22 protein-coding genes and 1 tRNA gene are annotated in these 23,307 nt (G+C 63.2%); 17 read left to right on the top strand and 6 right to left on the bottom strand.

Translation table 11 applies throughout. The features are described from left to right. Positions 1-2: 2 nt before the first annotated feature. Complete coding sequence (locus tag HJO_RS14800) at positions 3-728, bottom strand: YceI family protein (RefSeq protein WP_035618469.1); 726 nt, start codon at positions 726-728, stop codon at positions 3-5. Between the two features lie 125 nt (positions 729-853). On the opposite strand from HJO_RS14800, the gene HJO_RS14805 reads away from it, so the two are divergent. Next, positions 854-2,626: an acyl-CoA dehydrogenase family protein gene (locus HJO_RS14805; RefSeq protein ID WP_035618358.1), complete on the top strand. Its 1,773-nt coding sequence runs from the start codon at positions 854-856 to the stop codon at positions 2,624-2,626. 6 nt (positions 2,627-2,632) lie between these two features. Here HJO_RS14805 and HJO_RS14810 read toward each other — a convergent pair whose 3' ends face one another. Then, complete coding sequence (locus HJO_RS14810) at positions 2,633-3,913, bottom strand: MFS transporter (RefSeq protein ID WP_206741862.1); 1,281 nt, start codon at positions 3,911-3,913, stop codon at positions 2,633-2,635. Between the two features lie 9 nt (positions 3,914-3,922). On the opposite strand from HJO_RS14810, the gene HJO_RS14815 reads away from it, so the two are divergent. The 13 genes from HJO_RS14815 to HJO_RS14875 all read left to right on the top strand — a co-directional run bounded on the left by HJO_RS14815 (position 3,923) and on the right by HJO_RS14875 (position 16,794). Further along, the gene (locus HJO_RS14815) at positions 3,923-4,894 is read left to right on the top strand and encodes a pseudouridine synthase (RefSeq protein WP_035618361.1); all 972 of its coding nucleotides are present in this window, start codon (positions 3,923-3,925) and stop codon (positions 4,892-4,894) included. A gap of 93 nt (positions 4,895-4,987) precedes the next feature. Beyond that, the gene (locus tag HJO_RS14820) at positions 4,988-6,052 is read left to right on the top strand and encodes an MBL fold metallo-hydrolase (RefSeq protein ID WP_035618364.1); all 1,065 of its coding nucleotides are present in this window, start codon (positions 4,988-4,990) and stop codon (positions 6,050-6,052) included. 102 nt (positions 6,053-6,154) lie between these two features. After that, positions 6,155-7,036 (top strand): signal peptidase I, encoded by an 882-nt coding sequence (lepB, locus tag HJO_RS14825; protein ID WP_241764763.1) that lies wholly within the window; start codon positions 6,155-6,157, stop codon positions 7,034-7,036. A 175-nt stretch (positions 7,037-7,211) separates the two neighbouring features. Continuing rightward, the gene (locus HJO_RS14830; protein ID WP_241764764.1) at positions 7,212-7,772 is read left to right on the top strand and encodes a histidine phosphatase family protein; all 561 of its coding nucleotides are present in this window, start codon (positions 7,212-7,214) and stop codon (positions 7,770-7,772) included. A 70-nt stretch (positions 7,773-7,842) separates the two neighbouring features. Further along, complete coding sequence (locus HJO_RS14835; RefSeq protein ID WP_035618369.1) at positions 7,843-8,088, top strand: exodeoxyribonuclease VII small subunit; 246 nt, start codon at positions 7,843-7,845, stop codon at positions 8,086-8,088. 13 nt (positions 8,089-8,101) lie between these two features. Beyond that, on the top strand, positions 8,102-8,998 hold the full coding sequence (locus HJO_RS14840; protein ID WP_035618372.1) for a polyprenyl synthetase family protein: 897 nt from the start codon (positions 8,102-8,104) through the stop codon (positions 8,996-8,998). 74 nt (positions 8,999-9,072) lie between these two features. Beyond that, complete coding sequence (gene dxs, locus HJO_RS14845; RefSeq protein ID WP_035618375.1) at positions 9,073-10,995, top strand: 1-deoxy-D-xylulose-5-phosphate synthase; 1,923 nt, start codon at positions 9,073-9,075, stop codon at positions 10,993-10,995. A 48-nt stretch (positions 10,996-11,043) separates the two neighbouring features. Beyond that, a complete protein-coding gene (locus tag HJO_RS14850; RefSeq protein ID WP_035618377.1) occupies positions 11,044-11,649 on the top strand; it encodes a hypothetical protein in 606 nt (201 codons plus the stop codon). A 106-nt stretch (positions 11,650-11,755) separates the two neighbouring features. Next, positions 11,756-12,415, top strand: a complete 660-nt coding sequence (locus HJO_RS14855; protein ID WP_156945703.1) for a hypothetical protein — start codon at positions 11,756-11,758, stop codon at positions 12,413-12,415. Positions 12,416-12,584: 169 nt separating this feature from the next. Further along, positions 12,585-14,336, top strand: a complete 1,752-nt coding sequence (locus tag HJO_RS14860) for a class I adenylate-forming enzyme family protein (protein ID WP_035618381.1) — start codon at positions 12,585-12,587, stop codon at positions 14,334-14,336. Beyond that, the gene (locus HJO_RS14865; protein WP_035618383.1) at positions 14,333-14,995 is read left to right on the top strand and encodes a DUF938 domain-containing protein; all 663 of its coding nucleotides are present in this window, start codon (positions 14,333-14,335) and stop codon (positions 14,993-14,995) included. Before HJO_RS14860 ends, HJO_RS14865 begins: the two co-directional genes overlap by 4 nt. A gap of 57 nt (positions 14,996-15,052) precedes the next feature. Continuing rightward, the gene (locus tag HJO_RS14870; RefSeq protein WP_051618661.1) at positions 15,053-15,982 is read left to right on the top strand and encodes a 5'-nucleotidase, lipoprotein e(P4) family; all 930 of its coding nucleotides are present in this window, start codon (positions 15,053-15,055) and stop codon (positions 15,980-15,982) included. Between the two features lie 71 nt (positions 15,983-16,053). Beyond that, the gene (locus HJO_RS14875; protein WP_035618385.1) at positions 16,054-16,794 is read left to right on the top strand and encodes a hypothetical protein; all 741 of its coding nucleotides are present in this window, start codon (positions 16,054-16,056) and stop codon (positions 16,792-16,794) included. Here the strand turns inward: HJO_RS14875 and metG are convergent. After that, on the bottom strand, positions 16,791-18,521 hold the full coding sequence (gene metG, locus HJO_RS14880) for a methionine--tRNA ligase (RefSeq protein WP_035618387.1): 1,731 nt from the start codon (positions 18,519-18,521) through the stop codon (positions 16,791-16,793). The two genes, HJO_RS14875 and metG, sit on opposite strands and share 4 nt — an antisense overlap. A gap of 116 nt (positions 18,522-18,637) precedes the next feature. Here metG and HJO_RS17905 point away from each other — a divergent pair, with 116 nt between their 5' ends. After that, positions 18,638-19,048, top strand: coding sequence for a DUF1761 domain-containing protein (locus HJO_RS17905; protein ID WP_084142060.1), 411 nt, complete (start codon positions 18,638-18,640; stop codon positions 19,046-19,048). 108 nt (positions 19,049-19,156) lie between these two features. Here HJO_RS17905 and HJO_RS14885 read toward each other — a convergent pair whose 3' ends face one another. Then, positions 19,157-19,633: an OmpA family protein gene (locus tag HJO_RS14885; protein ID WP_035618388.1), complete on the bottom strand. Its 477-nt coding sequence runs from the start codon at positions 19,631-19,633 to the stop codon at positions 19,157-19,159. Positions 19,634-19,838: 205 nt separating this feature from the next. Here HJO_RS14885 and HJO_RS18245 point away from each other — a divergent pair, with 205 nt between their 5' ends. Continuing rightward, complete coding sequence (locus HJO_RS18245) at positions 19,839-20,507, top strand: GNAT family N-acetyltransferase (protein ID WP_162173841.1); 669 nt, start codon at positions 19,839-19,841, stop codon at positions 20,505-20,507. Further along, positions 20,498-20,573, top strand: a tRNA-Thr gene (locus HJO_RS14895). Before HJO_RS18245 ends, HJO_RS14895 begins: the two co-directional genes overlap by 10 nt. A 257-nt stretch (positions 20,574-20,830) precedes the next feature. Here HJO_RS14895 and HJO_RS14905 read toward each other — a convergent pair. Both HJO_RS14905 and HJO_RS14910 read right to left on the bottom strand, forming a co-directional pair. Beyond that, the gene (locus HJO_RS14905) at positions 20,831-22,873 is read right to left on the bottom strand and encodes a TonB-dependent receptor plug domain-containing protein (protein ID WP_035618393.1); all 2,043 of its coding nucleotides are present in this window, start codon (positions 22,871-22,873) and stop codon (positions 20,831-20,833) included. Positions 22,874-22,947: 74 nt separating this feature from the next. After that, entirely contained in the window at positions 22,948-23,289 is a 342-nt protein-coding gene (locus HJO_RS14910; protein ID WP_035618395.1) for a hypothetical protein, read from the bottom strand. Positions 23,290-23,307: the final 18 nt, after the last annotated feature.

The following is a 23,307-nucleotide window of genomic DNA, read 5'->3' on the forward strand; positions in this document are numbered from 1 at the left end:
GACTATTCCTCGGTGGGCGCCTGGGCGGGGACGACTTCGTCGAACTCGGCCTCGATGATCACCTCGACTTCGTCACCGACATAAGGTGCGCCGACGGTCTGGCCGAAATCGGACCGGTTGAGCGTTGCCGTTGCCGAGAAACCGATATGGTCTGCTTCCGGGGCCCACGGGAAATTGGTGACGCCGTTGTATTTCACGTCGAGCGTGACCGGCTTGGTCACCCCCAGAAAGGACAGGTCGCCAGTGACGGTGCCGGTATCGGGGCCGGTCGTGGTGATCGATGTCGACTGGAAGGTGATTTCAGGAAACTCGCCTGCGTTGAGATAATCCGGGCTGTTGGCTATTTCCTCGTTGAAGCCGTCATAGGGGCTGTCGGGGTGCCCAGCCTTGAAGTCGCCCGGATAGTGGGTTTCGACGGAAAGCGGATTGATCGTTGCGCTGACCGACGTCAGCGACGCGTCGTCCGGATTGAACTCGATCGTCGCGTCAAACTGGGTGAAGCGGGCCGTGTAGTTGGACATGCCGAGGTGGCTTACCCGCCAGATCAGCGACGCATGATTAGGATCAAGGTGGTAGGTGGCAGCCTTGGCGTATGTGACTTCGGCGGCTGGCGCGGCGGTGAGCGTGGCTTCGGCCACGACCGGGGCTTCAGCCGTGTTTGTCGAGGTGGCCGGGCCACCACAGGCGACGAGTGCGAGTGCGGATGCGGAAATGAGTAGCAGGCGCATTGAATACTCCTTGGTAAGGGCAGGGATCATGGTTTGAACGGATATGGTCTGCTCTTGGACCTTGGCCACAGGCGCGTTAACAGCTTATCCCGAATAAGTGCTATTCACAATCTGGAGATCGGCCCATGGCCTACGATGCCCCCATCGCAGAGATGACCTTCACGCTCGAAGCCGTCGCCGGCCTGAACCGGCTTGAGGGTCTTCCGGAATTCGCTGCGTATGACGCCGACCTGCTGGCGCCGATCCTCGAAGAGGCGGCAAAGCTCGCCCGCGATGTGCTGGCGCCGCTGAACCAGTCCGGCGATTCGACCGGCGCGGTGTTGACCGAAGACGGCGTGAAAGCCGCTCCGGGGTTTGCTGAAGCCTATGCCGCGTTCCGCGATGGCGGCTGGATGGGCCTGACGGCGCCCGAAGAATGGGGCGGACAGGGCCTGCCCAAGGCCCTGTCGCTGGCCGTGATGGAGATGTTCCACGCCGCCAACATGGCATTCGGCCTTTGCCCGCTGCTCAGCTTCGGGGCGATCGAGGCGCTGCTGGCGCATGGCACGGACGAATTGAAGGCGGCCTACCTGCCCAATCTCGTTTCCGGCACATGGACAGGCACGATGAACCTGACCGAGCCGCAGGCGGGCAGTGATGTCGGCGCGCTGAAATCAAAAGCCGTGCCCAACGCGGATGGCAGCTATGCCATCAGTGGACAGAAAATCTACATCACCTGGGGCGACCATGATGTCGCCGAGAACATCGTGCATCTCGTGCTGGCGCGCCTGCCGGATGCGCCAGCGGGCTCGCGCGGCGTGTCGCTGTTCCTGGTGCCGAAATTCCTGCCGAACGCGGATGGCAGCCTCGGCGCGCGCAATGGGGCCAAATGCATCGGGCTTGAAAAGAAGATGGGCATCCACGCCTCGCCGACCTGCGTGATGGAATATGACGGCGCGACCGGCTGGCTGATCGGCGAGGAGAACCGGGGGCTGGCCTGCATGTTCACGATGATGAACGCGGCGCGTCTGAATGTCGGCCTGCAGGGCGTGGCTGTCGGTGAGGCCGCTTACCAGACGGCGTTCGCCTACGCGCAGGACCGCAAGCAGGGCAAGGTGGAAGGCGTCGACGGGCCGGCGCCGATCCTGCACCATGCTGACGTACGCCGGACGCTGACCACGATGCGGGCCCGCGTCGCGGCGGCGCGGGCGATCTGCTACGCATGCGCGGTGGCCGCCGACCTGGCCGAAGCCGCGCCTGACGCGAATGTGCGGGCGGCGGCGAAGCTGCGCGAGGACCTGCTGACGCCGATTGCCAAGGCCTGGTCGAGTGACATGGGCGTGGAAGTGGCCAGCATGGGCGTGCAGGTGCATGGCGGCATGGGCTTCATGAACGAGACACTGGCGGCGCAGCTTTACCGCGATGCGCGGATTGCGCCGATCTATGAAGGCACCAACGGTATCCAGGCGATTGACCTTGTCGGGCGCAAGCTGAGCGGCACGAACGGCGAGTCGATGCGCGTGATGCTGGGCGAGGTCGAGGCCTCGGCCGCGGCGGCGCGGGCGACCAATGATCCGCAGCTGGTGCAGATTGCCGACCGGCTGAAGGCGGGCGCCGACGCGCTGCGCGAAGCGAGCGACTGGATGCTGGCGCAGATGAAAAGCCGCGAACAGGACAAGGCGCTGGCCGGGGCGACGGCCTATCTCGAACTCGCCGGCGACGTGATCGGTGGGCATTTCCTGACGCGGGCGGCGGTGGCGGCACGCAGCAGCGATGGCGCGGCACGGGCGCGGCGACTGGCGCTGGCAGGCTTTTTCGCGGAGACGGCGCTGGCCTCGGCACCGGGCCGCGTGGCGGGCATCACCGAAGGGGGATCAAAGTTCCTCGACAATTCGGAAGCCCTGTTCGGGATCGCCTGAACCAGGTCAGCCCGGCAGTTTCGGCAAGGCGAGCAAGCAGAGCGCCGATCCGCACGACACCGCTGCTGCGATGGCGGCCAGCGGTGCAATCCCCAGCGTGACGAAGGGCGCGGCCACAGCGGTTCCCGCTGCGGTCGTGGACAGGATGGCCACGAGCACCAGGGCCGCGCCGCGTGCGTCGTCTCCGTTCGCGGCCAGAATGGCGCGGAAAAACCCCGGCGGGCCGCGCAGGCCAAGCCCGAGGTTCACGGGCACGAACAGGATGGCGAGCGCCAGAGGATGGGTTCCGCCGACCAGGCCATAGGCCGCGAGCGCCACCAGGCCCGCCGCTGACAGCCATGTGCCGAACACGATCATGGGTTCAGCGCCGAACCGGTCGGCGAGCCGTCCGGCGACATTCGACCCGATGATGAACACGGTGATGCCGGTGACCTGCATGATGATGAAATCGTTCAGGGTGCCGTCCAGCCCCTTGGTGATCATGGCAGGTGCGCCGAACACGAAGATCAGCAGGCCGCCCAGCGTGAATGCCTGGCTGAGCGCGTAGCGCAGGAAGACAGGGCTGGTCGCGAGGCGAAGGTAGCTGCCGGCGCCGCGTGTCGGGTCAGGCGGCGGCAGGCGGTGGCGCAGCATGGCAACCAGCGCGGCGACCACGCAGCTCAGTCCGCCGATCAGGATGAAGGAACTCTTCCAGCCGAAGGCGACCAGCAGCCAGACGCCGATGACGGGCGCGAGAGCCGGCACGAGGGATTCCACACTGGCCATGACGCCGAGCGCGTGCACGGCGCGGGCCTCGCTGAACAGGGCGCGGATCATGCCGGGTGCAAACACGGCAGCGGCCGAACCGGTGAGGCCCTGGGCGAAGCGCAGGCCGACCAGTACCGGCAGCGATGGCGCAAGGACACAGGCCAGCGAGATGATGGCGTAGGCGATGAAGGACAGGACGAGGAGGTTGCGCTGGTCGAAATGCGCGCCGAGTTCGCCATAGAGGACAAGCCCGACACAGCCGCCTGCAACGAAGGCAGCGAGGACGAGCTGGGCCATGGCCTGGCTGCCGCCCAGCGTGTCCGGCAGGCCCGGTACGGCGGGCAGGACAAGGTCGGTTCCGGCGATGCCCAGCGTCGTGCCGATGATCAGCAGCGCAAAGGCCAGCACGGGTGTCGAGAGGGGGGCGGCTGGCTGGGTCATCGACGCGGGCTTATGGATGAAGCTGTCCGGCGTGTCGACCATCAGTTGCGACGGGCAGGGCGCAACTGTAAGAGGTGCCGAAACAGCCGCAGGAGGCATTGTCCGGCCATGGCGTGGACCAAGACCTATTCCGGCGCCGAGCCGATGCGCGTCAACAAGTGGCTGGCGACCGAGGGCGTGTGCTCGCGGCGCGAGGCCGACGCGCTGATCGAGAAGGGCCTCGTCAAGATCAATGGCGAAGTGCTGACCGAGGCAGGCTACAGGATCGAGGACGGGCAGACGCTGACCCTGACCGAAAAGGCGGCGCGGCGGCTGGACAACCAGCTTTCCCTGATGTTCCACAAGCCGGTCGGCATCGTGTCGGGCACGCCCGAGCCGGGCGAGATACCGGCCGTGCGGCTGATTACCGAAGACACCCTGTCAGGCCGGGCCCACGCCATTCCGGGGCGCAACAACCGGCTGGCCCCGCTCGGTCGGCTCGACAAGGATTCGCACGGCCTGCTGATCCTGTCGGAGGACGGCGTGCTGGCGAAGGCGCTGATCGGGCCGGAGAGCAAGCTGGAGAAGGAATACCACGTCAAGGTGCGCGGCGACGTCACCGAGGACAAGCTGGTGAAGCTGCGCCACGGCCTGGAACTGGACGGGCGGCAATTGCGGCCGGCGGCGGTGACGGTGATCAAGGGCAACGAGCTGAAATTCATCCTGCGCGAGGGCCGCAACCGGCAGATCCGGCGGATGTGCGACCTGGTGGACCTGCGCGTGATCGACCTGATACGTGTGCGGATCGGGCCGCTGGAGCTGGCTGGCCTGCCGGAAGGCAAGTGGCGTCCGATCAGCGGACGCGAGCGTGACGAGCTGCTGCGCTGGGAGGCGCAGGGGTTCTCGGCAGCGCCGGCGGTGCCTGTCGAGGTCGTGCCGCAGCGGCGTCCGCCGCCTCCGGGCAAGCGGCCGGGCGGGGCAGGCAAGAAACCGGCCGGCAAGCCGCGCGGCGATGCCCCAGCGTCGTCCAAGCCGAAGCCGAACGAGCCGAAATTCAAGCGGACGAAGCTCGCCCCGCGCAAGCGCACACCGCTCAAATAGCCAGCTTGCTCGCTGGTCCTGGCGGGGGCTGCGTCCGGCGGGATGACCCGGCGTGATGGCTCGACGCGATGCCGGGGGCGCATATGCTGGGTCATGGACGGATTTCAGACCAAGACACGGAAACGCCCCAACCTCGCCTATCCGCACGGTGAGGCGAGGCCGGGCCTGGCCGAGACGATTCGTGTGGCGCCCGGCATCGAATGGGTCAGCATGCCGCTGCCCTTTTCGCTGAAATTCATCAACCTCTGGCTCATCGATGACGGCGACAGCTGGACGATCGTGGACACCGGCCTGCCCCTGCCGGAAACGCGGACGGCCTGGAAAAGCCTGATCGAGGCACGGATTACGCCCGACAAGCCACTGAAACGCGTGATGGTCACCCACATGCACCCCGACCATGTCGGTTGCGCCGGTTGGCTGTGCCACAAATATGGCGCCGCCCTGTGGATGAGCCGGCTGGAATATACAACCTGCAGGATGCTTGTGGCCGATACCGGCCGCGAGGCGCCAAAGACGGGGGTCGATTTCTACCGGCGAGCCGGGTGGGATGACGCGCAGATCGCGGATTACCAGAAACGGTTCGGCGGGTTCGGGCGCGGTGTCAGCCAGATGCCGGACGCCTTCCACCGCCTGGCCGATGGCGGTGCTTTCAGGATGGCGGGCCAGGACTGGGAGGTCATCATCGGCAACGGCCATTCGCCGGAACATGCCTGCCTCTACTGCCCGGCCCTGAACCTGCTGATATCCGGTGACCAGCTGCTGCCGCGCATATCCTCGAACGTGTCCGTACACCCGACCGAACCGGACGCCGACCCGCTGCTTGACTGGATGGATAGCTGCCAGAAGCTGCTCGACCGGCTGCCGGAGGATGTTCTGGTGCTGCCGGCCCATAACGAGCCTTTCCGGGGCGCGCATGCCCGCCTTCGTCACCTGATCGACGGGCATGAGACCGGGCTGGCGCGGCTGAAGCGCCGGATGGAATCGGGCCCGATCAAGGTGATGGACACATTCACCAGCCTGTTCGGGCGGGCCATCGCGGCTGACGAGGTTGGCATGGCGACGGGCGAGGCGATCGCGCATCTCAACTGCCTGATCCATCGCGGCGAGGTGGTTGCGCACACTGGCGATGACGGGGTCAGCCGCTACAGCCTTGTTTGAGATGCCAGCGCCGGAATTCCTGTCCGGACAGGCGTTTTGCAGTGACGGGACAGTTTACACCTTCGCAACTCGAACCGGTTTCGTCTAAGAAGACGGCTGACAGTGGCTGAACCAGGTGAGATCCCGATGGCAAGTGATGGCGAACAGGCCGCCCCCAAAGGGGAAGAAGACCATTTGACGTTTGGGGAAAAGGTGAAGCGCGAGCTGCGCGAATGGGGGGCAACCCTCGCCGTGTTTGTCCCGATTTTCCTGATTTTCTCGACTTTGCTCTACGAGCAGCGGGTGATTCCGTCGGAAAGCATGGTGCCGACGCTGCAGGTGGGTGACCGCGTGGCCGTCGCGAAATTCGCCTATGGCTATGACCGCTATTCGCTGCCGTTCAGCTGGGGACGTTACCTGCCCATCGGCAAGGGCCGCATTTTTGCGCGTGACCCGAAGCGTGGCGAGGTCGTGGTGTTCGAGCACCCGCATACCGGCCGGGTGATGATCAAGCGGGTGATCGGCCTGCCGGGCGACCGGATCCAGATGATCGGCGAGGAATTGTATATTAATGGCGAGCCGATCGAGAGCACGTACGACCGCACGGTACGCTACAAGCCGCACAACGAGACCCGCAGCGTTACGGCCCGCGAATATCGCGAGACGACGGATGACGGCAAGAACTGGCTGACCTATCGCCAGGAAAAGGGCGATCGCGGCGACAATACGGTGCTGTTCGTCGTGCCGGCAGGCCATATGTTCATGATGGGCGACAACCGGGACAATTCACTCGATAGCCGGTTCCTGTCGGGACACTGCCCGCCGGTGGATGGCGTGGTCGACCAGGTCGGCTGTCCTCTCAGCGTCGAGGCCGAACGGGCCTCGGTCGGCTTTGTGCCGATGGACCACCTGATCGGCCGGGGCGAAACGGTGATCATGACGCTGCACAGATGCAAGCTGGAAGACAATGCGGCGTGCAAGAAGCGGGTGTGGCGCGGGCTGTAGGCCCCCGGTCTTCAACAGGATACAGGCAGCAGGCGTCAATGGCGCCTTGCCGCATGTCCCCAACCCGGCTAGTGGCAAAACCAGAAGTGGGCTCGCGGGGCCCCACAAATAGTGAAGAACAGCCTGTATGCCGGTGCCTGGCGCGACATCGACAAGACCCCAGCGTGGTCCAATTGTGGTCTCACGCCATGGGCGGCCTGCGCTTGACCGTACGGCTGGCCCCCGCCTTGGCTGGCGTGACTATCGTGATTGGTGGAACCGCTATGAGGAGAGCCGGCTGGCCGAAGGCCAGGTTGCGCCCGAGATATTGCAGGCGACTGTCGCCGATGCAGATATCGTGTTTGCTTCCGGCAGAATCCGCGCGCAGGAAACCGCTGCGCGGGCGGCGCCGCACCTGCCTGCGATCCATGACCCGGTGTTCAATGAAGCGCCCTTGCCGCCGCCGCGCATCATCGGTGTGAAATACCTGCCCAAGACGTGGAACATTCTCGCCCGTGCTGCCTGGCTCAGCGGGCACTCGCTGGACGGGGAGAGCGTCAACGAAGCGCGCATCCGCGCCGCGCTGGCGGCCGAAAAGCTCCACGAGGCCTCGGAGAACCAGAAGGTCTATCTTGCGGCCCATGGCTGGTTCAATCGCATGCTGCGGCCCGAGATAAAGAAGCGTGGCTGGCGATGCGTCGTCGATGGTGGCGATGGCTATTGGAGCCATCGGGTCTACGAATACATCGGCAAGTAGTCGCTAAAGAGGTTGTGGGTGCCAGACCGGCGCTCTAGAGTCCGCCCAAACGAAAAGGCTGGTGATCCCTATGGCTGATGCGAAAGAAAAACCCGTCGACAAGATGAGCTTCGAAGAGGCGCTCGGCGAGCTTGAGGGCATCGTCAAGCAGCTGGAAGCGGGCGAAGTCGAACTGGAAAAGTCGATCGCGATCTATGAGCGTGGCGCGGCGCTGAAGGCGCACTGCGAGTCGCGCCTGAAATCCGCAGAGCTGAAAGTTGAGCAGATTGTACAGGGGGCCGGAGGCGTCACCACCGAGCCAGCCAATTTTGAATAAGGTCGACGGGAAAATGCGGGAGGATCCTGACTTCGGGCTGCGACTGAAGGAAGTGGCTGACAAGATCACGGTTGCCCTCGATCAACTGATCCCGCCTGCCAGTGGCCCCGAAGCAGACCTGATGCGCGCGATGCGCCACGCGGCGCTGGCCAATGGCAAGCGGATGCGGCCGTTCTTCCTGCTGGAAGCCGGAGCGATGTTCGACGCCCCCGAAAAGAGCCTGTTGCGCACCGGCGCGGCGCTCGAATGCGTCCACACCTATTCCATGGTTCACGATGACCTGCCCTGCATGGACGATGACGACTTCCGACGGGGCCAGCCGACCGTGCACAAGGCCTTTGACGAGGCAACAGCGGTGCTCGCGGGCGATGCCCTGCTGACCCTTGCGTTCAAGATACTGGCGTCCAGCGAGACCCATGACGACCCGGCGGTCAGGGCGATGCTGATCGAACGTCTTGCCGATGCGGCCGGCGCGCGGGGCATGGTCGGTGGCCAGATGATCGACATGCTGGAAGGCGCAAGCCCGCGTGACCTGAACACAATCACCCGGATGCAGCGCCTGAAGACCGGTGCGCTGATATCCTACGCGACAGAGGCCGCGGGCATTATCGGCCATGCGCGCGAGCCGGAGCGGAATGCATTGGCCGGGTTTGCCAATGATGTCGGCCTTGCCTACCAGATCGCCGATGACCTGCTGGATGCAACCGGCGACGAGGCGGAAGTCGGCAAGCCCCTGCGTAGTGACGAAGCGGCCGGAAAAGCGAATTTCGTGACCCTGCTGGGGGTGGAAGGCGCCCGCCAGCGCGTACGCCTTCTTGCCGCACAGGCGAAAGAGCATCTCGCAATATTCCGCAATAAGGCCGATATATTGCTGCAATCTGTTGATTTCGTCCTGGATAGAACGCGTTAAGCAGAGCGCGTCATAATGAAAACACCGGTATTGTACCAATTTCCGGCGAACACGCGTACAAGGTCCAGAGAAAGATGACCGACACCACTCCGAACCGCCTACTGGATGCGATCCATTCGCCGGACGACCTGAAAGGTCGGTCGCGTGCCGAATTGAAACAAATCGCCGATGAAGTCCGCGAGGAAGTGATCGATGTCGTGTCCGTCACGGGCGGCCACCTTGGATCAGGCCTGGGCGTCGTGGAACTCACGGTGGCGATCCACGCCGTGTTTGATGCGCCCGCCGACAAGCTGATCCTGGACGTCGGTCACCAGTGCTACCCGCACAAGATCCTGACCGGACGGCGCGACCAGATGCGAACGCTGCGGCAGGGTGGCGGCCTGTCCGGCTTCACCAAGCGCGACGAAAGCCCGTTCGACCCGTTCGGCGCGGCGCATGCTGCAACCTCGATCTCGGCCGGGTTCGGCTTTGCCAAGGCGCGCGACCTGCAGGGCAAGAACAACCACGTGATCTGCGTGATCGGCGACGGCTCGATGACGGCAGGCATGGCCTATGAGGCGATGAACAATGCCGGCGCCGACAAGTCGCGCCTGATCGTGATCCTCAACGACAATGACATGTCGATTGCGCCGCCCGTTGGGGCGATGAGCAATTACCTGTCCCGGCTGGTCTCGTCGCGGCCGTATCGCGGCCTGCGGCGCATCGCCAAGAAGGTTGTCAGCCCGATCGGCCTGGAGTCGCCGGCCCGGCGCGCCGAGGAATACCTGCGCGGCTTTGCGATGGGCGGCACGATGTTCGAGGAGCTGGGCTTCTACTATATCGGCCCGATTGATGGACACGACCTCGATACGCTGATCCCGATCCTCGAGAATGTGAAGGCGATGCGCGAGGGGCCGATCCTGATCCATGCCGTGACGCAGAAGGGCAAGGGGTATGCGCCAGCCGAGAATTCGGCCGACAAGTATCACGGTGTGTCCAAGTTCTCGGTGATCACGGGCGAGCAGGCGAAGGCGAAGCCGTCGGCGCCCGCCTACCAGAAAGTATTCGGGCAGACGCTGACAAAGCTCGCCGAAACGGATGACAAGATCTGCGCGATCACCGCAGCCATGCCGTCCGGTACCAGTGTTGATGTCTTCCAGACGGCGTTCCCGGAGCGCACCTTCGATGTCGGTATCGCCGAACAGCATGCCGTGACATTTGCCGCCGGCCTCGCTGCCGACGGGATGAAACCGTTCGCGGCGATCTATTCGACGTTCCTGCAGCGCGGCTATGACCAGGTCGTGCATGACGTCGCCATCCAGAGCCTGCCGGTCCGTTTCGCGATCGACCGGGCCGGTCTTGTCGGCGCGGATGGCCCGACCCATGCCGGGAGTTTCGACATCGGCTATCTCGGGGCACTGCCGGGCATCATCTGCATGGCTGCATCGGACGAGCTTGAACTGGCCCGCATGGTGGTGACTGCCGCCGACATTGATGACCGGCCAAGCGCGTTCCGCTACCCGCGCGGCGAAGGCACCGGCGTTGAAATACCGGACGTGCTGCAGCCGCTGGAGATCGGCAAGGGCCGTGTCCTGCGCGAGGGTACGACGATTGCGCTGTTGTCTTATGGCACACGCCTGCAGGAGGCCCTGAGGGCTGCCGAGATGCTGATGGCGCAGGGCCTGTCGGCCACGGTGGCCGATGCCCGCTTCGCCAAGCCGCTGGATACCGACCTCGTGGAACGCCTTGCGCGCGACCATGAAGTGCTGATCACGCTGGAAGAAGGCGCAACCGGCGGGTTCGGCAGTTTCGTGCTGGAACACCTTGCCAAGGTCGGCGCGCTGGACCGGGGCCTCAAGATCCGCCCGATGACATTGCCGGACGTGTTCCAGAACCATGATGCGCCACAGGCCATGTACGAGACAGCCGGGCTGACAGCCCGCCACATCGCGGCCCGCGCCATCGAGGCGCTCGGACGCGGCGACATTGCCGAGATCGACCGGTTCGCCCGCGCATGACGGAAATGCAATTTGTTTGGCGAGTCTGACCCGGAGTAGGGTCAGCGCATGACTCCCCGCCTGATTCCATTTCGCGTTCTCGCATTCGCCCTGTTCCTGGCCGCATGCGCCACCCCGCCGCCCGTCGAGACGGGCCCGCCCTTTGAATCCGTGATGGTCGAGGCAAAGGGCGAGGCCAATCCCTACAAGGCCGATGCCGTGCTGACAGGCCTGCTGGAGCGCCAGACGCTGACGGATGACCAGCGGGCCCGGGCACTCTATGCGCGCGGCAGCCTGCGCCGGCAGGATGGCGACGACCGGCGCGGCGCAGTCGAGGATTTCAAGGCGATGCTGGCGCTGGCACCGGCGCATCCTCTTGGTCCCAATGCCCGCGAAGAGCTTGAATTTGCAGAAACCGATGTCGAAACGATCGAGGCCGGGCTGCAGCGCATGCTGAGCCTGTCGCAATGGTTTGACAGCATGTGGGTGCTCGGGGCGCATGACGAGGCCGCCGCGCGGTATCGCAAGTCGGGAATCAGCCCGAACCCGGCCCAGCTGGCGGACCTCGCACAGGCCGGCTTTGTCTGCATGGGCGACGAGACGGGCGACAAGGTGTACACAGTGGGCGACCGGCGTGACGATCTGGAGGATGCCTACTGGTGTCCGGCCGATTGAGCCTGAAGCACCACACAAATTTCACAAATCCGCCCCGACTCTGCGCGCCTTCTACCGCTAGGCACAAGACGCTACCTTTTCAAAACGCCTGATGGAGTTCCCCCTGATGATCCGCACCTTGCTTGTTTCCGCCGTTTCCGCCCTGGCCCTGGCAGCCTGTTCGTCCACGCCAGCGCCAGACAGGACGGCAGTCGCCGTCGATTCCACGTCAGCGGCTGAACCGCAGGCCACCGCCTTTGAAATGGCGATGCAGACCGTCGAGGACCTCGTCGCTGCGGGCAATACCCAGGCGGCGCTGGACCGCCTGACCCAGTTGCTGGGCAACCCGGCGCTCAATCGTGAGGAATACGCCGAAATCGTGTATCGCCGTGGCGAGATCCGGTTTGGCCCGGGTGGTTATGACACGACCGGCGCAATCGAGGATTTCGAGGAAGTCATCGACACCTATCCCGATACCGAATGGCACACTGCCGCCGTCCCGATGCTGGATTCGGCCCGCGCCAAGGCGACAGCGCTCCACGCGCAACTCGGCCAGCCAGAAACGACCCGCTTGCAGAAATTCGATTTCCTCATGGAACTCGGCATGCATCAGGAGGCGATCGACCTGATGATCGCGAATAACCTGACGCCGGACAATGCGGCGCTGGTTGCGATGTATGACATCGGCTATCTCTGCGAGGACGACGCGCTGACAGGCCGGGGCTATCAGGCGGTGGAAGCCGACGGAACGCCTCGCACCCTGCATTTCTGCGATTTTGGAAAATAGGCCCGCTGCACAGCCAAATCACGCGCAAGTGAACCAGGAAACGCCCCGGAACGGCCGTTCCGGGGCGTTATTTTGCCTCATAATCGCGGTTTCAGCACAAAGGGCACTTTTAACCCCTGATCGGGCGTGGTTTCTGTATGCCAGACGAGACAATCCTGGAGGAAACCGAATGCCCGCAGATTCAGCCGCGCCAAACTGGCCTGTCATATCCATTGCCGACGCGAATGCCGCGCTCGCAGGACCGGGGTCACCGCTTGAACTGGCCGACGCTGAAATCAATGGCGTGCAGATGAAGATCTATGCCAACGCCCCGCCGACGATCCGCTCGATCCTCGAACTGGCGAACGAAACGTGGCCGCAACGCGACTATCTCGTCTACGAGAACGAGCGCGTCACCTTCCGCGCCTTGATGCTTGCCGTGCAGCACCTCGCCGCCGCGATGCGGGATACCTACGGCATCGGCAAGGGCGACCGCGTGGCCGTGATCATGCGCAACTACCCGCAATGGCCGGTTGCCTTCCTTGCTGCGTCCAGCCTGGGCGCCATCGCGACCCCGATGAATTCGTGGTGGACCGGCGAGGAGCTGGAATACGGCCTGTCCTTTGCCGGCGTGAAACTGGCGGTTGTCGATGGCCAGATCTACGAGCGCGTCCGCGACCAGATGAAGAACCTGCCGGACCTCAAGCATGTCATCATCGCGCGCGACAAGGGTGAAGAGCACGCCGACCCGCGCGTCTCCAGCCTGGAATCCGTGATCGGCGATGCCCATGCCTGGGCGGGACTGGACGATATCGGCCTGCCGGACGTGGAACTGCTGCCGGAGGACGAGGCCACCATCATGTATACGTCCGGGACGACCGGAAAGCCGAAGGGTGCCCTCGCCACGCACCGCGCGGTGATTTCCAACATGTTCAATTCATTCACCTGCCAGAGCCGCATGCTGTTGCGCCGTGGCGAGGCGATTCCCGAGCCCGATCCGAACGTGCAGCGGGCAACCCTGCTCGCCATCCCGTTCTTCCATGCCACGGGTGCGTTCGCGATCCTGATCCCGTCGCTGCTGCGCGGCGACAAGATCGTGTCGATGTACAAGTGGGATGCAGGCGAGGCGCTGCCGATCATCCAGAACGAGCGGATCACGGCGGTTGGCGGCGTGCCGGCCATTGCCTGGCAGCTGCTGGAGCACCCTGAGCGCGACCTCTATGACCTTTCGTCGATCGAGGCGATTTCCTATGGCGGTGCGCCGTCTGCACCGGAACTCGTGTCGACAATCAAGAAGCGGTTCCCGGATGCGGCGCCCGGCAATGGCTGGGGCATGACCGAGACCTGCGCCACCGCGACGCTGAACATTGGCGAAGACTATGTGAACCGGCCGTCCAGCGCCGGTGCACCTCCGGGAGCGGTTGAATTGAAAATCTGCGACCCGGACGGCAATCCCATGCCGGAAGGTGAAGTCGGCGAGCTGTGGTGCAAGGGCCCGATGAACTGCAAGCGCTACTGGAACCGGCCCGAAGCGACGGCCGAGACGTTCCGCAACGGCTGGGTCGTGACCGGCGACCTGGCGCGTCTTGACGATGAAGGCTTCCTCTACCTCGTGGACCGCGCCAAGGACATGCTGATCCGGGGCGGCGAGAACATCTACTGCATCGAGGTCGAAAGCGCGCTTTACGACCATCCGGCGATCATGGACGCGGCAGTTGTCGGCATTCCGCACAAGGTGCTGGGTGAGGAAGTTGGCGCCGTGGTGCAGCTGAAGCCGGGCAAGACGGCAACGCAGGACGAACTGCGTGCGCACCTGTCTGGGCTCCTCGCCTCGTTCAAGGTGCCGGTCGAGATCCAGTTCCAGGACGAGCCGCTGCCGCGCAACGCCAATGGCAAGATCCTGAAGCCCGACCTGCGCGCGCGTTTCACGCCCCGCGCATGACCGGGGGGCCGGAAAAGCCGGTCGCGCTGGAAAACCGCGATGCGTCGGCAGACGGCAGGCGCTACTCGCCGTCTGTCGCACGCAACCGCGAACCGATACGGGACGTGTTCGCGCAGCAGGTTGCCACTGAGGGGCGCGTCCTCGAGATCGCATCCGGCACTGGCGAACACGGGGCGTTCCTGACGGAGGCGCTGCCGGGCCTCGACTGGACGTATTCCGATATTGATCCGGCGAGCCTCGAGAGCCAGCGGGCGTGGGTTCGGGCGGCGGGGCAGGGCAGGCTGCGCGGGCCCCTGGTGCTGGATGCGAGCCGTGCCGACTGGGGCGAGGCGGAAGCCGCGCGCCCTTGGGATGTGGTCGTGTCGGTCAACATGGTTCACATCGCGCCGATGGCAGCGGTGAGGGGCGTGTTTGCTGGTGCTGGCCGTTTGCTGAAACCCGGCGGGCGCCTGTTTCTCTATGGGCCCTTCGCGCGAGAGGGCGAGATGGCGCCATCGAATGCCCGCTTCAGCGAAGACCTGAAACGGCGTGACCCGGACTGGGGCGTACGCGACCTCGACCTGGACTTGCTGCCGCTGGCCTTGCAGGCCGGGCTGGCCCTGAAAGGCATTACCGAGATGCCGGCAAACAACCTGGCTGTGGTGTTCGAACGGGGCTGAGGGCTTCGTGGAGAAGCGTCTCTGGACAATTACCGAGGAGTGGCCGAAATTCGCCCCATGAAACAGATCGTGATTCTTGCATTCGTGGCCCTTCTGGCAGCCTGCCAGACAGCGCCGGTGGACCAACCTGCTGTCATTAGCCCTGTCGACGCATCGGCTTCAGCGTCTGCGTCGGCATCTGAATCAGCGTCTGCGTCGGAACAAGAAGCTAAAGCGCCTGATCCCCTTCCGGCCCACCAATGGCTGTACGGCTCCGCTGAAGCCAGTCTCATCATGCGCCAGACCTGGTCGACCATTGCCAGCTATGTGGAGGCAAAGGCCGCTGAAGCACCCGCGCATGGCGTGGTGCTCGCCCGGAACAGCACGCCAGCTGATCCGTCTTTCCTCGCATGCGAAGGCAAGCCGCTGGCAGCGGTGTTTGATGCGGATGAAACCCTGATCTGGAATATCGGGGCGACGGGCTATTTCATGCGAAAGGGAATCGGCTTCGATCCGGTGATCTGGGATGACTGGGAGAAGACCGGTGCCGGCAAGGCGGTTGCGATCCCGGGCGCGCTGGAAGGCCTGGAGCGCATCCGCGCGGCCGGCGTGACGGTCATCGTGAACACGAACCGTGAAAACAGGAATGCTGCGGGAACCGCAGAGACGTTGCAGGCTGCAGGAATCGGTACCTTCGCGCATCGCTCGACGCTGTTCCTGCGCGGAGACGCGCCGGACGGTTCCGGCAAGGATGGCCGCCGGGAGATCATCTCCGAAAACTATTGCGTGATTGCGCTGGTCGGTGACCAGCTTGGCGACATTGCCGATCCGTTCAACGACGAGACGCTGAGCGTTTCCGGGCGCAGGGCGCTGACCGAGGCGCCTGCGATTGCCGGTCTCTGGGGCAATGGCTGGTTCGTCCTGCCGAACCCGATCTATGGGCCGTCGATCCGCGGCGGGTTCACGGATATCTATCCGCCGGAGACCGATTGGGCGCCTTCGAACTGAGAGGCACTTTGAGATCAGCCGTCCCCGGCCTATTGTGACAGTGCGTTGACGCACACGATAGGGGACGGGACATGAGCGACACACCAGAATCACCGCGGCCGCCGGTCGCTGCGCCGAAGCAGCCGGTCAAGAAGGTCAAGCCAGCCCTGCAAATGGCGCTGGACGGCAATTCCGAGCCGCTGCGCATCTTTTCGCATTCGGCGATCATCTACTGGTGGCCGGTCTGGTTCCTGGGGCTGGCCTTCTGGCTGATCGGCCTCACCGGGTTGGGGGATGGTCCGGATGCAGAGCGCTCGATGGGGCTGACCTATGTGTTCACGCTGGTCTTCGTCATCTTCTCGACGACTGTCCGGTTGCGCGGGGCGAACTCTGTCATCTTCGGCCTCGTCCTGGTGATCGGTGTCATCCTGACGTCGACGGCGAAACTGTCAGGGCCGATCGGCGACTTCGTGCTGTCGCTGGACGTCCGCATGAGCGAGACATTCTACCTTGTGATGGGCGTGTCGGTCCTGGCGCTGTGGTCGATGATGATCTTCGGGTTCGACCGGGTCAAATACTGGGACATCGTTCCCGGGCAGCTGCACGAGCGCGTCTTCTGGGGCAGCGGAGACCGGTCGGAGAACGGTGCGAACGCGAAGTGCCGCTACCGGTCAGACGATTTCCTGCGCCACCGCATCCTGGGCCTGATGATGGTCGGCGACCTTGAGATCACGCTGGGCGATGGCCGCATCTGGCAATTGCACAATGTGCTGTTCGCCAAGCGGCGGTCCAACCGCGTGAACCAGCTGATCGTGATGCGGCCGATCGATTAGGCGGCGTCGCCGCCACCGAACTGTTCGGTCCATGCGGCGACCTGTTCGTCCTCGATCTTCTGGAACAGAACGTCCGGTGGCGTGATGGCGAGGCCCACTGGCAGGGCGTTCAGCACGGCTTCCGGGCTGCGGAAGTTGAAGTTCCAGTGTTCCTGCGGAATGCCCAGAGCATCAAGAATCCTTGCGCCCGTTTCCGGAATGATCGGCAGGGCGAGAATGCCGAACAGGGCGGCCAGGTTCAGGCCGGTGCGCACGCCGACAGCGGCGGCATCGACATCGCTCTTGTACTTCACCCAGGGTTCGGCCTTGGTGAGGTATTCGTTGCCGGCAGCCCATATGGCGCGCGTTTCGGCAGCGGCCTTGCGGAATTCCATCGCCTCGTAATAGTCGATCAGGCGCGGCAGGCGCTCGGACAGTTCGGCCGTGATCCATGCCTCGGCCTCGCCCGGCTCTCCGCCATCAGGCACCTTGCCGTCAAACTTGGAGACGCAGTACTTGGTGATCCGGTTGACGAAATTGCCAAGTACGTTGGCAAGGTCTGAATTGACCGCCGCCTGGAAGCCTTCCCAGGTGAAGGCCGCGTCGGACCCTTCCGGTGAATTGGCGATCAGGTACCAGCGCCAGTAATCGGCCGGCAACAGGTCCAGCGCCTGGTCCATGAACACGCCGCGCTTGTTGCTGGTTGAGAACTTGCCGCCATACCAAGTGACCCAGTTGAATGCTTTCAGCTTGTCGACGGTCTTCCACGGCTCGCCGCTGCCCAGCAGGGTGACGGGGAAGCTGACCGTGTGGAAGGCGACATTGTCCTTGCCCATGAACTGGACGTATTCGGTCTCGTCGGCGCCCTTGTCCGTGCGCCAGAGCGATTCCCAGTCGCCGCCCGTGGCTTCGGCCCATTCCTGCGTCGCCGCGATATAACCGATCGGTGCATCGAACCAGACATAGAAGACCTTGTCCTCGTAGCCGGGACGGACCTTGCCGTCGGTTCCGATCACCTCCACGCCCCATGACAGGTCGCGGGTGATCGCGCGGGCGATCAGGCCCTCATCGAGCCACTTGTTGGCGATGGAGACAGCCAGGCTCGGCCAGTTGGCGCCCTTGCGGTTCACCCAGGCACGGATTTCGTCCTGCGACTTCTCCTGCAGCAGGTAGAGGTGCTTGGTATCGCGGATCTCGATATTCTTGCTGCCGGAGACCGAGGAATAGGGATCGATCAGGTCGATCGGGTCAAGCAGGCGCCCGCAATTGTCGCACTGGTCGCCGCGCGCTTTCTCGAACCCGCAATGCGGGCAGGTGCCTTCGACATAGCGGTCCGGCAGGAAACGCCCGTCATCGACGGAATAGACCTGTTTCGAGGTGCGCTCCTCGATCAGGCCGCGCGCCTCGAGGACCTGCGCGAAATGCTGTGTCAGGGCATGGTTTGCCGGGCGGGAGGAGCGTCCGAACCAGTCGAAGGACAGGTTGAAGCCTTCGCCGGCCTTTCGCTGGATGGCGTATTGCTCGTCACAATATTGCTGGACCGGGATCTGCATTGCCTGCGCTGCCAGTTCCGCCGGCGTGCCGTGCTCGTCGGTGGCGCAGATATAGGTCACGTCATGGCCGAGCAGGCGCATCGTGCGCGCATAGACGTCGGCTGGCAGCATCGATCCGGCCAGGTTTCCGAGGTGCTTGATGCCGTTGATATAGGGCAAGGCGGACGTAATCAGGATGCGCCGGGGTCGCGTCATAGGCGTGTTTTCTTTCCGGTTAAGGCGTTTTGGGGCAATATTCGTGTTGGCTGCCCGCTGGAACGGGACTTTTAGCGAGGTGAGCCGGAAAAGAAAGAAACTTGGGAGGATTTAACATGCCAAGACTCAGTGGAGTGAACCTGCTGGGCGTGCTGCTGGCCGCCATTGTCATGTTCTTCGTCGGCTACATCTTCTACGGAATGCTGTTTTCCAGCCAGTGGATGACCGCGCGTGGCTATACAGCGGATTTGGCGAAAGATGCCAATCCCGCCTGGATGGCTGGCGGATTCCTGATCGAACTGGTGCTGGCCTTCGGGCTCGGCTGGGTGCTGAAACTCAAGGGCGCCAAGGGGCTTGCCGCCTGCGTGTCGACAGCCCTGATGCTGGCCGTGGTCGTGGCGTTCCCGATCCTGGCCTATGATTTTGTCTACGGGTTCTATCATTACCTGCCCGGCCTGATGGTCGACTGGGGCCACATCCTGGTGTCGCTCGGCCTTGCCGGGGCGGTCCTGTCCTTCTTCGACTAGGCCTCTCGCGCAAAGAAAAGCCCCGGACAGTCCAGGGACCGGTCCGGGGCAGTGAGTTGGACGAAGGGGAGCGGTGACCACCCTCCGTGCCAGCCAAGGGGAAAGGTATCAGAGGCCGAAGCCGGGCTCTGCCGTGAGGACGATATCGACCCGGCGGGCGAGCGGCGCGGTGGTGCCTGCCGGCAGAGTCGCGTCGATTTTGGGCGTGACGTCCATGCTGATGTCGGGTGCGCGGATGCCGCGAGCGTGGAACGCGTCCAGAACGGCTTCAGCGCGGGCTTCGGAGAGGGTGGCGAAGGCCGGGTCGGAATGGGCTTCCTCGGACACGACATCAGCCTTGATTACGGTCACCGCACAGCCGGTCAGCCGGTCGCTGGCGGCATTCACGGCGCGCATGGAATAGGCCGACAGCATCGACTCATAGGCCGGGAAATAGACCGACATGGAAATGTCGTCACAGGCCTTTTGCGGGGTTATGTCGGCTTTTACGGCGGGCGGGGGCGGCGGCACTTCGGCCGAAGCCGGAATGGCAGCTGCAGTCGCGGCGATAGTCAAGCCGGCGAGGGCGATCATCGAGCGTTTCATGGGTCTGCTCCTTCAAGCATATCATTGTTGATACTGGACCTACGCATGAATTGGGGCTGAAACGTGCAAGCGAGGTGGCGAATGGGGCGGTTGCAAGGTGATTGCAAGAATTCGCGGCCAGACCCCGATGGCAGCGGGAGCATGAAACTTTCGAAAGGTGCAGTGCTGCCATTGTTTCTCCATGTTGCGGTGCAACATAACCGGTATGGACAACCGGTCGATCTATACGAATCTCGAGACGGGCAGGCGCGTCTACCTGCGGCCCATCCGGCCGCATGACAGCTCGCGCCTGCGCGAAGGCATCGCCCAGATGTCCGATACGTCACGCTATTTCCGGTTCTTTTCCGGCATGCGCCAGGTGCCCGATTCGGTTCTGGAAAAGCTGGTCGATGTCGATGGTGAGAGCCACCTCGGCTGGGTCGCGCTGGATCTCGGCGCGCACGACCTGCCTGTTATCGGTGCCGTGCGGGTCGTCCGCAATCCGGTGTCGGGCGCGGGCGAACTCGCCATCGCCACGCTGGACGCGTTCCACAATACCGGGCTGGCCCGGATATTGATCGCGACCATCGTCAGTGACTGCCGGCGTGTCGGAATCGACAGGCTGTACGCAGACACGCTGGCCGAGAACAAGAAGGCGCGCAGCCTGTTGCGGGCGATCGGCGGCAAGGCGAGCCCCTCTGACGGCGCCTATGTCAAATATACCTTCGATACGGCCGAAATGGACGCCCTGTTGCGGGGCATGGAGGCCCCGCGCGGGATTGCCGATGTCCACGCGGCATTCGACCGGTTTGCCGCATCAGCAGCGGTCCGGCAAAGTGCGACTTGCGCGCCAGCGCCGATGCAAGTAGTGACACCTTTCCAGCGGCCGGTTTAGCTCAGCTGGTAGAGCATCTGATTTGTAATCAGAGGGTCGGGAGTTCGAGTCTCTCAACCGGCACCACTGGAAACAAGGACTTAGGCGTTACGAACGCGGTCCCTCAAGCCCGCCCTTTTGGTTGGGGTAACGGCAGGCCGGAATATTGGAAGAATCCGCGCCGTTCGTTCAGTGCTGACGCCTGCGCAGGGCGCAATAGCGGTGGCCCACCAAAGCCAAGGATTACTGTTGATGAACCCTCACGCCTCTTGCTTTTAGGTCGACGACCAGCCGCTAACCTAACGGTGGTCGATCTCATTCGCCTGACGGCCCCAGGCCGCTTTTTAGAACTTGAGCCTCACGCCACCGTTCAGAATGAAGCCGTCATTGCGTGACCAGATGTCAGTGGTCCATTGGCCATCGGGTGCGCGTGCCGGCAGCACAAGCGGATGCTCTTTTGTTTGGCGCACATCCAGCAGGTTTTCGGCATTGATGAACCAGCTGGCCCGTCCCATGGTGATCTGTCCGAGAAGCCCGAGGTGCAGGTAGGGTTTGCTTGTCGCACGGTACGGATTGCCGTCCAGGCGCTGCTCTCCGGTGTAGTAGGCCTCGAACCCCAACAGGCCTCGCCCGTGCTGTTCCCACATGGCAACGAAACCGGCCGAATGTTTGGGCGTCAGCTCAATCTCCCGGCGGCCGCCCAAGGGGGCGTTTTCTGTTGCATCAAGATAGAGGTAGCTGCCGGTGAGTTTGAAATCGTTCCAGAAATAGCGGAACAGAAGCTCCGCACCCCGAATCTCCGTTTTGCCAAGGGCATTGACGAGCCGTACGCGATCAAGCGCACCACCGGGTGTCGATGCGAAAGCCTCCAACTCTGTGACGGCGTCAACATTTGAGCCGAAGACACTGACATTGGTCTCGATCTGGCCGCGACGATAGCCCACATCCATTGAGGCGGTTTCGGCGGTCTCTTCCTGCAGATCCGATAGTGGCATGAGGCGTGAAAGCCCGGCTGCCTCGATATCTTCCACAAAGGGTGTCGGCGCGAAAAACCCACGCCCGTAGGATGCCCGGATCGTTACGTCACCGGGCTTGTAAAGGATTGATGCACGCGGGCTGAACTGGGTGCCAAACTCACTATGGCCGTCGAGCCGGCCGCTGACGGAGACCGAAAGCGCCTCGCTGAAATCGTGATCGATCTGACCGAATAATCCGGGGACGTTGTAGGTGTAGTCGAATACAGGGAATGCGTCCGAGGTATAGTCATCTGACTGGAATGCTGCGCCGACGAGCCAGTTCGTGCCTGGCGTACCGCCAGACAACGAGGCCTCGATCAGGTAATTTTCGTGGCTATCCTTCTCAACAGAGGGTCCGAAACGGTGTTCATGGTCTTGTGCCATTGCTGATCCGCGAAGGTTCAATGTCACTGTGTCGGACAGGGGGCGTTCGGCAATGAACCCGCCATCAAGTCGCGTTGTGTCCTGATTTTGCGAGAAGGCTGTGCCGTCGGGAACGGTGTGGCCCGGCAAAGTTCCGCCTTCGCGTTGCTCCGTCATGAAGCCAAGTGTGGCATACAGCGTTGAGCCATCAGCAGCATCCCAGAACAGACGTGGGCGAGCTGTCCAGCGCTCATAGGAAGGCATGTCAATCCAGCCATCAGCATCGAAGTCCTGCGCCGTCTGCCGGTGAGCGCCTGCGGTTAGCGAGACACCCAGTTGGTCATTCAGAGGTGTCTCAAAATAGCTAGTCAGGTCCTGGCCGTCTTCGGTGGTGAGATTGAGCAGAACCTCTCCAGCCGCCGCGTTGCCCGGGCGGCGCGACACCAGGTTGATAACCCCGCCAAGCGCGGATCCGCCGTAGAATGAAGAGGCTGATCCCTTGATGACTTCGACCTGGGAGAGGTCGGTTGGGGGTATCTGAAGAAGCCCGATGGAGGCTGCCTGGCCGCCATAAAGCGGCAATCCATCACTCAGGAGTTGGGTGTAACGCCCATACAGGCCCTGAAGACGAATGTTTGCCGCGCCCAGTGCAGGCGACGTTGTCTGCACGCGCACACCGCCGGTCTCTGCCACCAGCATTGAGACATTCCCCGGCCGCATGATGGCCTTCTCTTCAATTTCTTCGCGATTGATCACTTCGACACGAACGGGCTCATCATTGACTGCCCGGCCTGACCTTGTGGCGCGGACAATTACTGTATCGAGCGTCTTGTGCTCGTGTTCGTCATCCTGGTGCCCCTCGTCGAGATGCATCTCACCATGCAGGGCATGTTCGTCATGAGGTGAATCGGATCGATCATCCGCTGGGTCGGCGTGAGCGAGACCAAAGGAAAGGGCGAAACTGGATACAGCAAGCGCGGTCGCTGAACGCCGAAATGAAAAGGTCATGAGGGGCAATCTCTGAAAGGCAATTTGCGGAAGATGATTGAACGCTGCGCAGCAGCGCTTTCGCGTAGCGGCTTTCAGGCGATTGGGGGACGAAGCACCCCACCAGGTGGGGACGAACAGGCATTCACCGTATGAACTGAACGCCGCGCAATGGATGTCTCAACGCACTGTTCCAGCGCAGAATCGACGACCATGACCTGGAAACCGCAGGATTTGCAGACCTTATCGGCGAAGGCGTGTTCCTGCGAATCCGGGAGCTCGTTTGTGTCGGTTTCCAGGCTGTGCGCGACAGGCGGATGCGTTTCAAAAGCATACCCGCATGCATCGACGCAGCGCATCGGCGCCCAGGCAATCGCCAGGATAGCCAATACGATGAAAAGCCTGCTCATCCAGTTGGAAGGCGCACCAATATTCATGGCTGTCTGTATAGTTTG

This window comes from Hyphomonas johnsonii MHS-2, from assembly GCF_000685275.1.
Classification (GTDB): Bacteria; Pseudomonadota; Alphaproteobacteria; order Caulobacterales; family Hyphomonadaceae; genus Hyphomonas; species Hyphomonas johnsonii.

Coding starts and splice junctions, on each gene's coding strand:
- HJO_RS14870 (WP_051618661.1), top strand. CDS start 15,053: ATGAAACAGATCGTGATTCTTGCATTCGTGGCCCTTCTGGCAGCCTGC.
- HJO_RS14850 (WP_035618377.1), top strand. CDS start 11,044: ATGACTCCCCGCCTGATTCCATTTCGCGTTCTCGCATTCGCCCTGTTC.
- HJO_RS14840 (WP_035618372.1), top strand. CDS start 8,102: ATGCGGGAGGATCCTGACTTCGGGCTGCGACTGAAGGAAGTGGCTGAC.
- HJO_RS14905 (WP_035618393.1), bottom strand. CDS start 22,873: ATGACCTTTTCATTTCGGCGTTCAGCGACCGCGCTTGCTGTATCCAGT.
- HJO_RS17905 (WP_084142060.1), top strand. CDS start 18,638: ATGCCAAGACTCAGTGGAGTGAACCTGCTGGGCGTGCTGCTGGCCGCC.
- HJO_RS14860 (WP_035618381.1), top strand. CDS start 12,585: ATGCCCGCAGATTCAGCCGCGCCAAACTGGCCTGTCATATCCATTGCC.
- HJO_RS14815 (WP_035618361.1), top strand. CDS start 3,923: ATGGCGTGGACCAAGACCTATTCCGGCGCCGAGCCGATGCGCGTCAAC.
- HJO_RS14835 (WP_035618369.1), top strand. CDS start 7,843: ATGGCTGATGCGAAAGAAAAACCCGTCGACAAGATGAGCTTCGAAGAG.
- HJO_RS14910 (WP_035618395.1), bottom strand. CDS start 23,289: ATGAATATTGGTGCGCCTTCCAACTGGATGAGCAGGCTTTTCATCGTA.
- HJO_RS14820 (WP_035618364.1), top strand. CDS start 4,988: ATGGACGGATTTCAGACCAAGACACGGAAACGCCCCAACCTCGCCTAT.
- HJO_RS14865 (WP_035618383.1), top strand. CDS start 14,333: ATGACCGGGGGGCCGGAAAAGCCGGTCGCGCTGGAAAACCGCGATGCG.
- HJO_RS14855 (WP_156945703.1), top strand. CDS start 11,756: ATGATCCGCACCTTGCTTGTTTCCGCCGTTTCCGCCCTGGCCCTGGCA.
- HJO_RS14810 (WP_206741862.1), bottom strand. CDS start 3,913: ATGCCTCCTGCGGCTGTTTCGGCACCTCTTACAGTTGCGCCCTGCCCG.
- HJO_RS14800 (WP_035618469.1), bottom strand. CDS start 728: ATGCGCCTGCTACTCATTTCCGCATCCGCACTCGCACTCGTCGCCTGT.
- HJO_RS14805 (WP_035618358.1), top strand. CDS start 854: ATGGCCTACGATGCCCCCATCGCAGAGATGACCTTCACGCTCGAAGCC.
- HJO_RS14885 (WP_035618388.1), bottom strand. CDS start 19,633: ATGAAACGCTCGATGATCGCCCTCGCCGGCTTGACTATCGCCGCGACT.
- metG (WP_035618387.1), bottom strand. CDS start 18,521: ATGACGCGACCCCGGCGCATCCTGATTACGTCCGCCTTGCCCTATATC.
- dxs (WP_035618375.1), top strand. CDS start 9,073: ATGACCGACACCACTCCGAACCGCCTACTGGATGCGATCCATTCGCCG.
- HJO_RS18245 (WP_162173841.1), top strand. CDS start 19,839: ATGGACAACCGGTCGATCTATACGAATCTCGAGACGGGCAGGCGCGTC.
- HJO_RS14875 (WP_035618385.1), top strand. CDS start 16,054: ATGAGCGACACACCAGAATCACCGCGGCCGCCGGTCGCTGCGCCGAAG.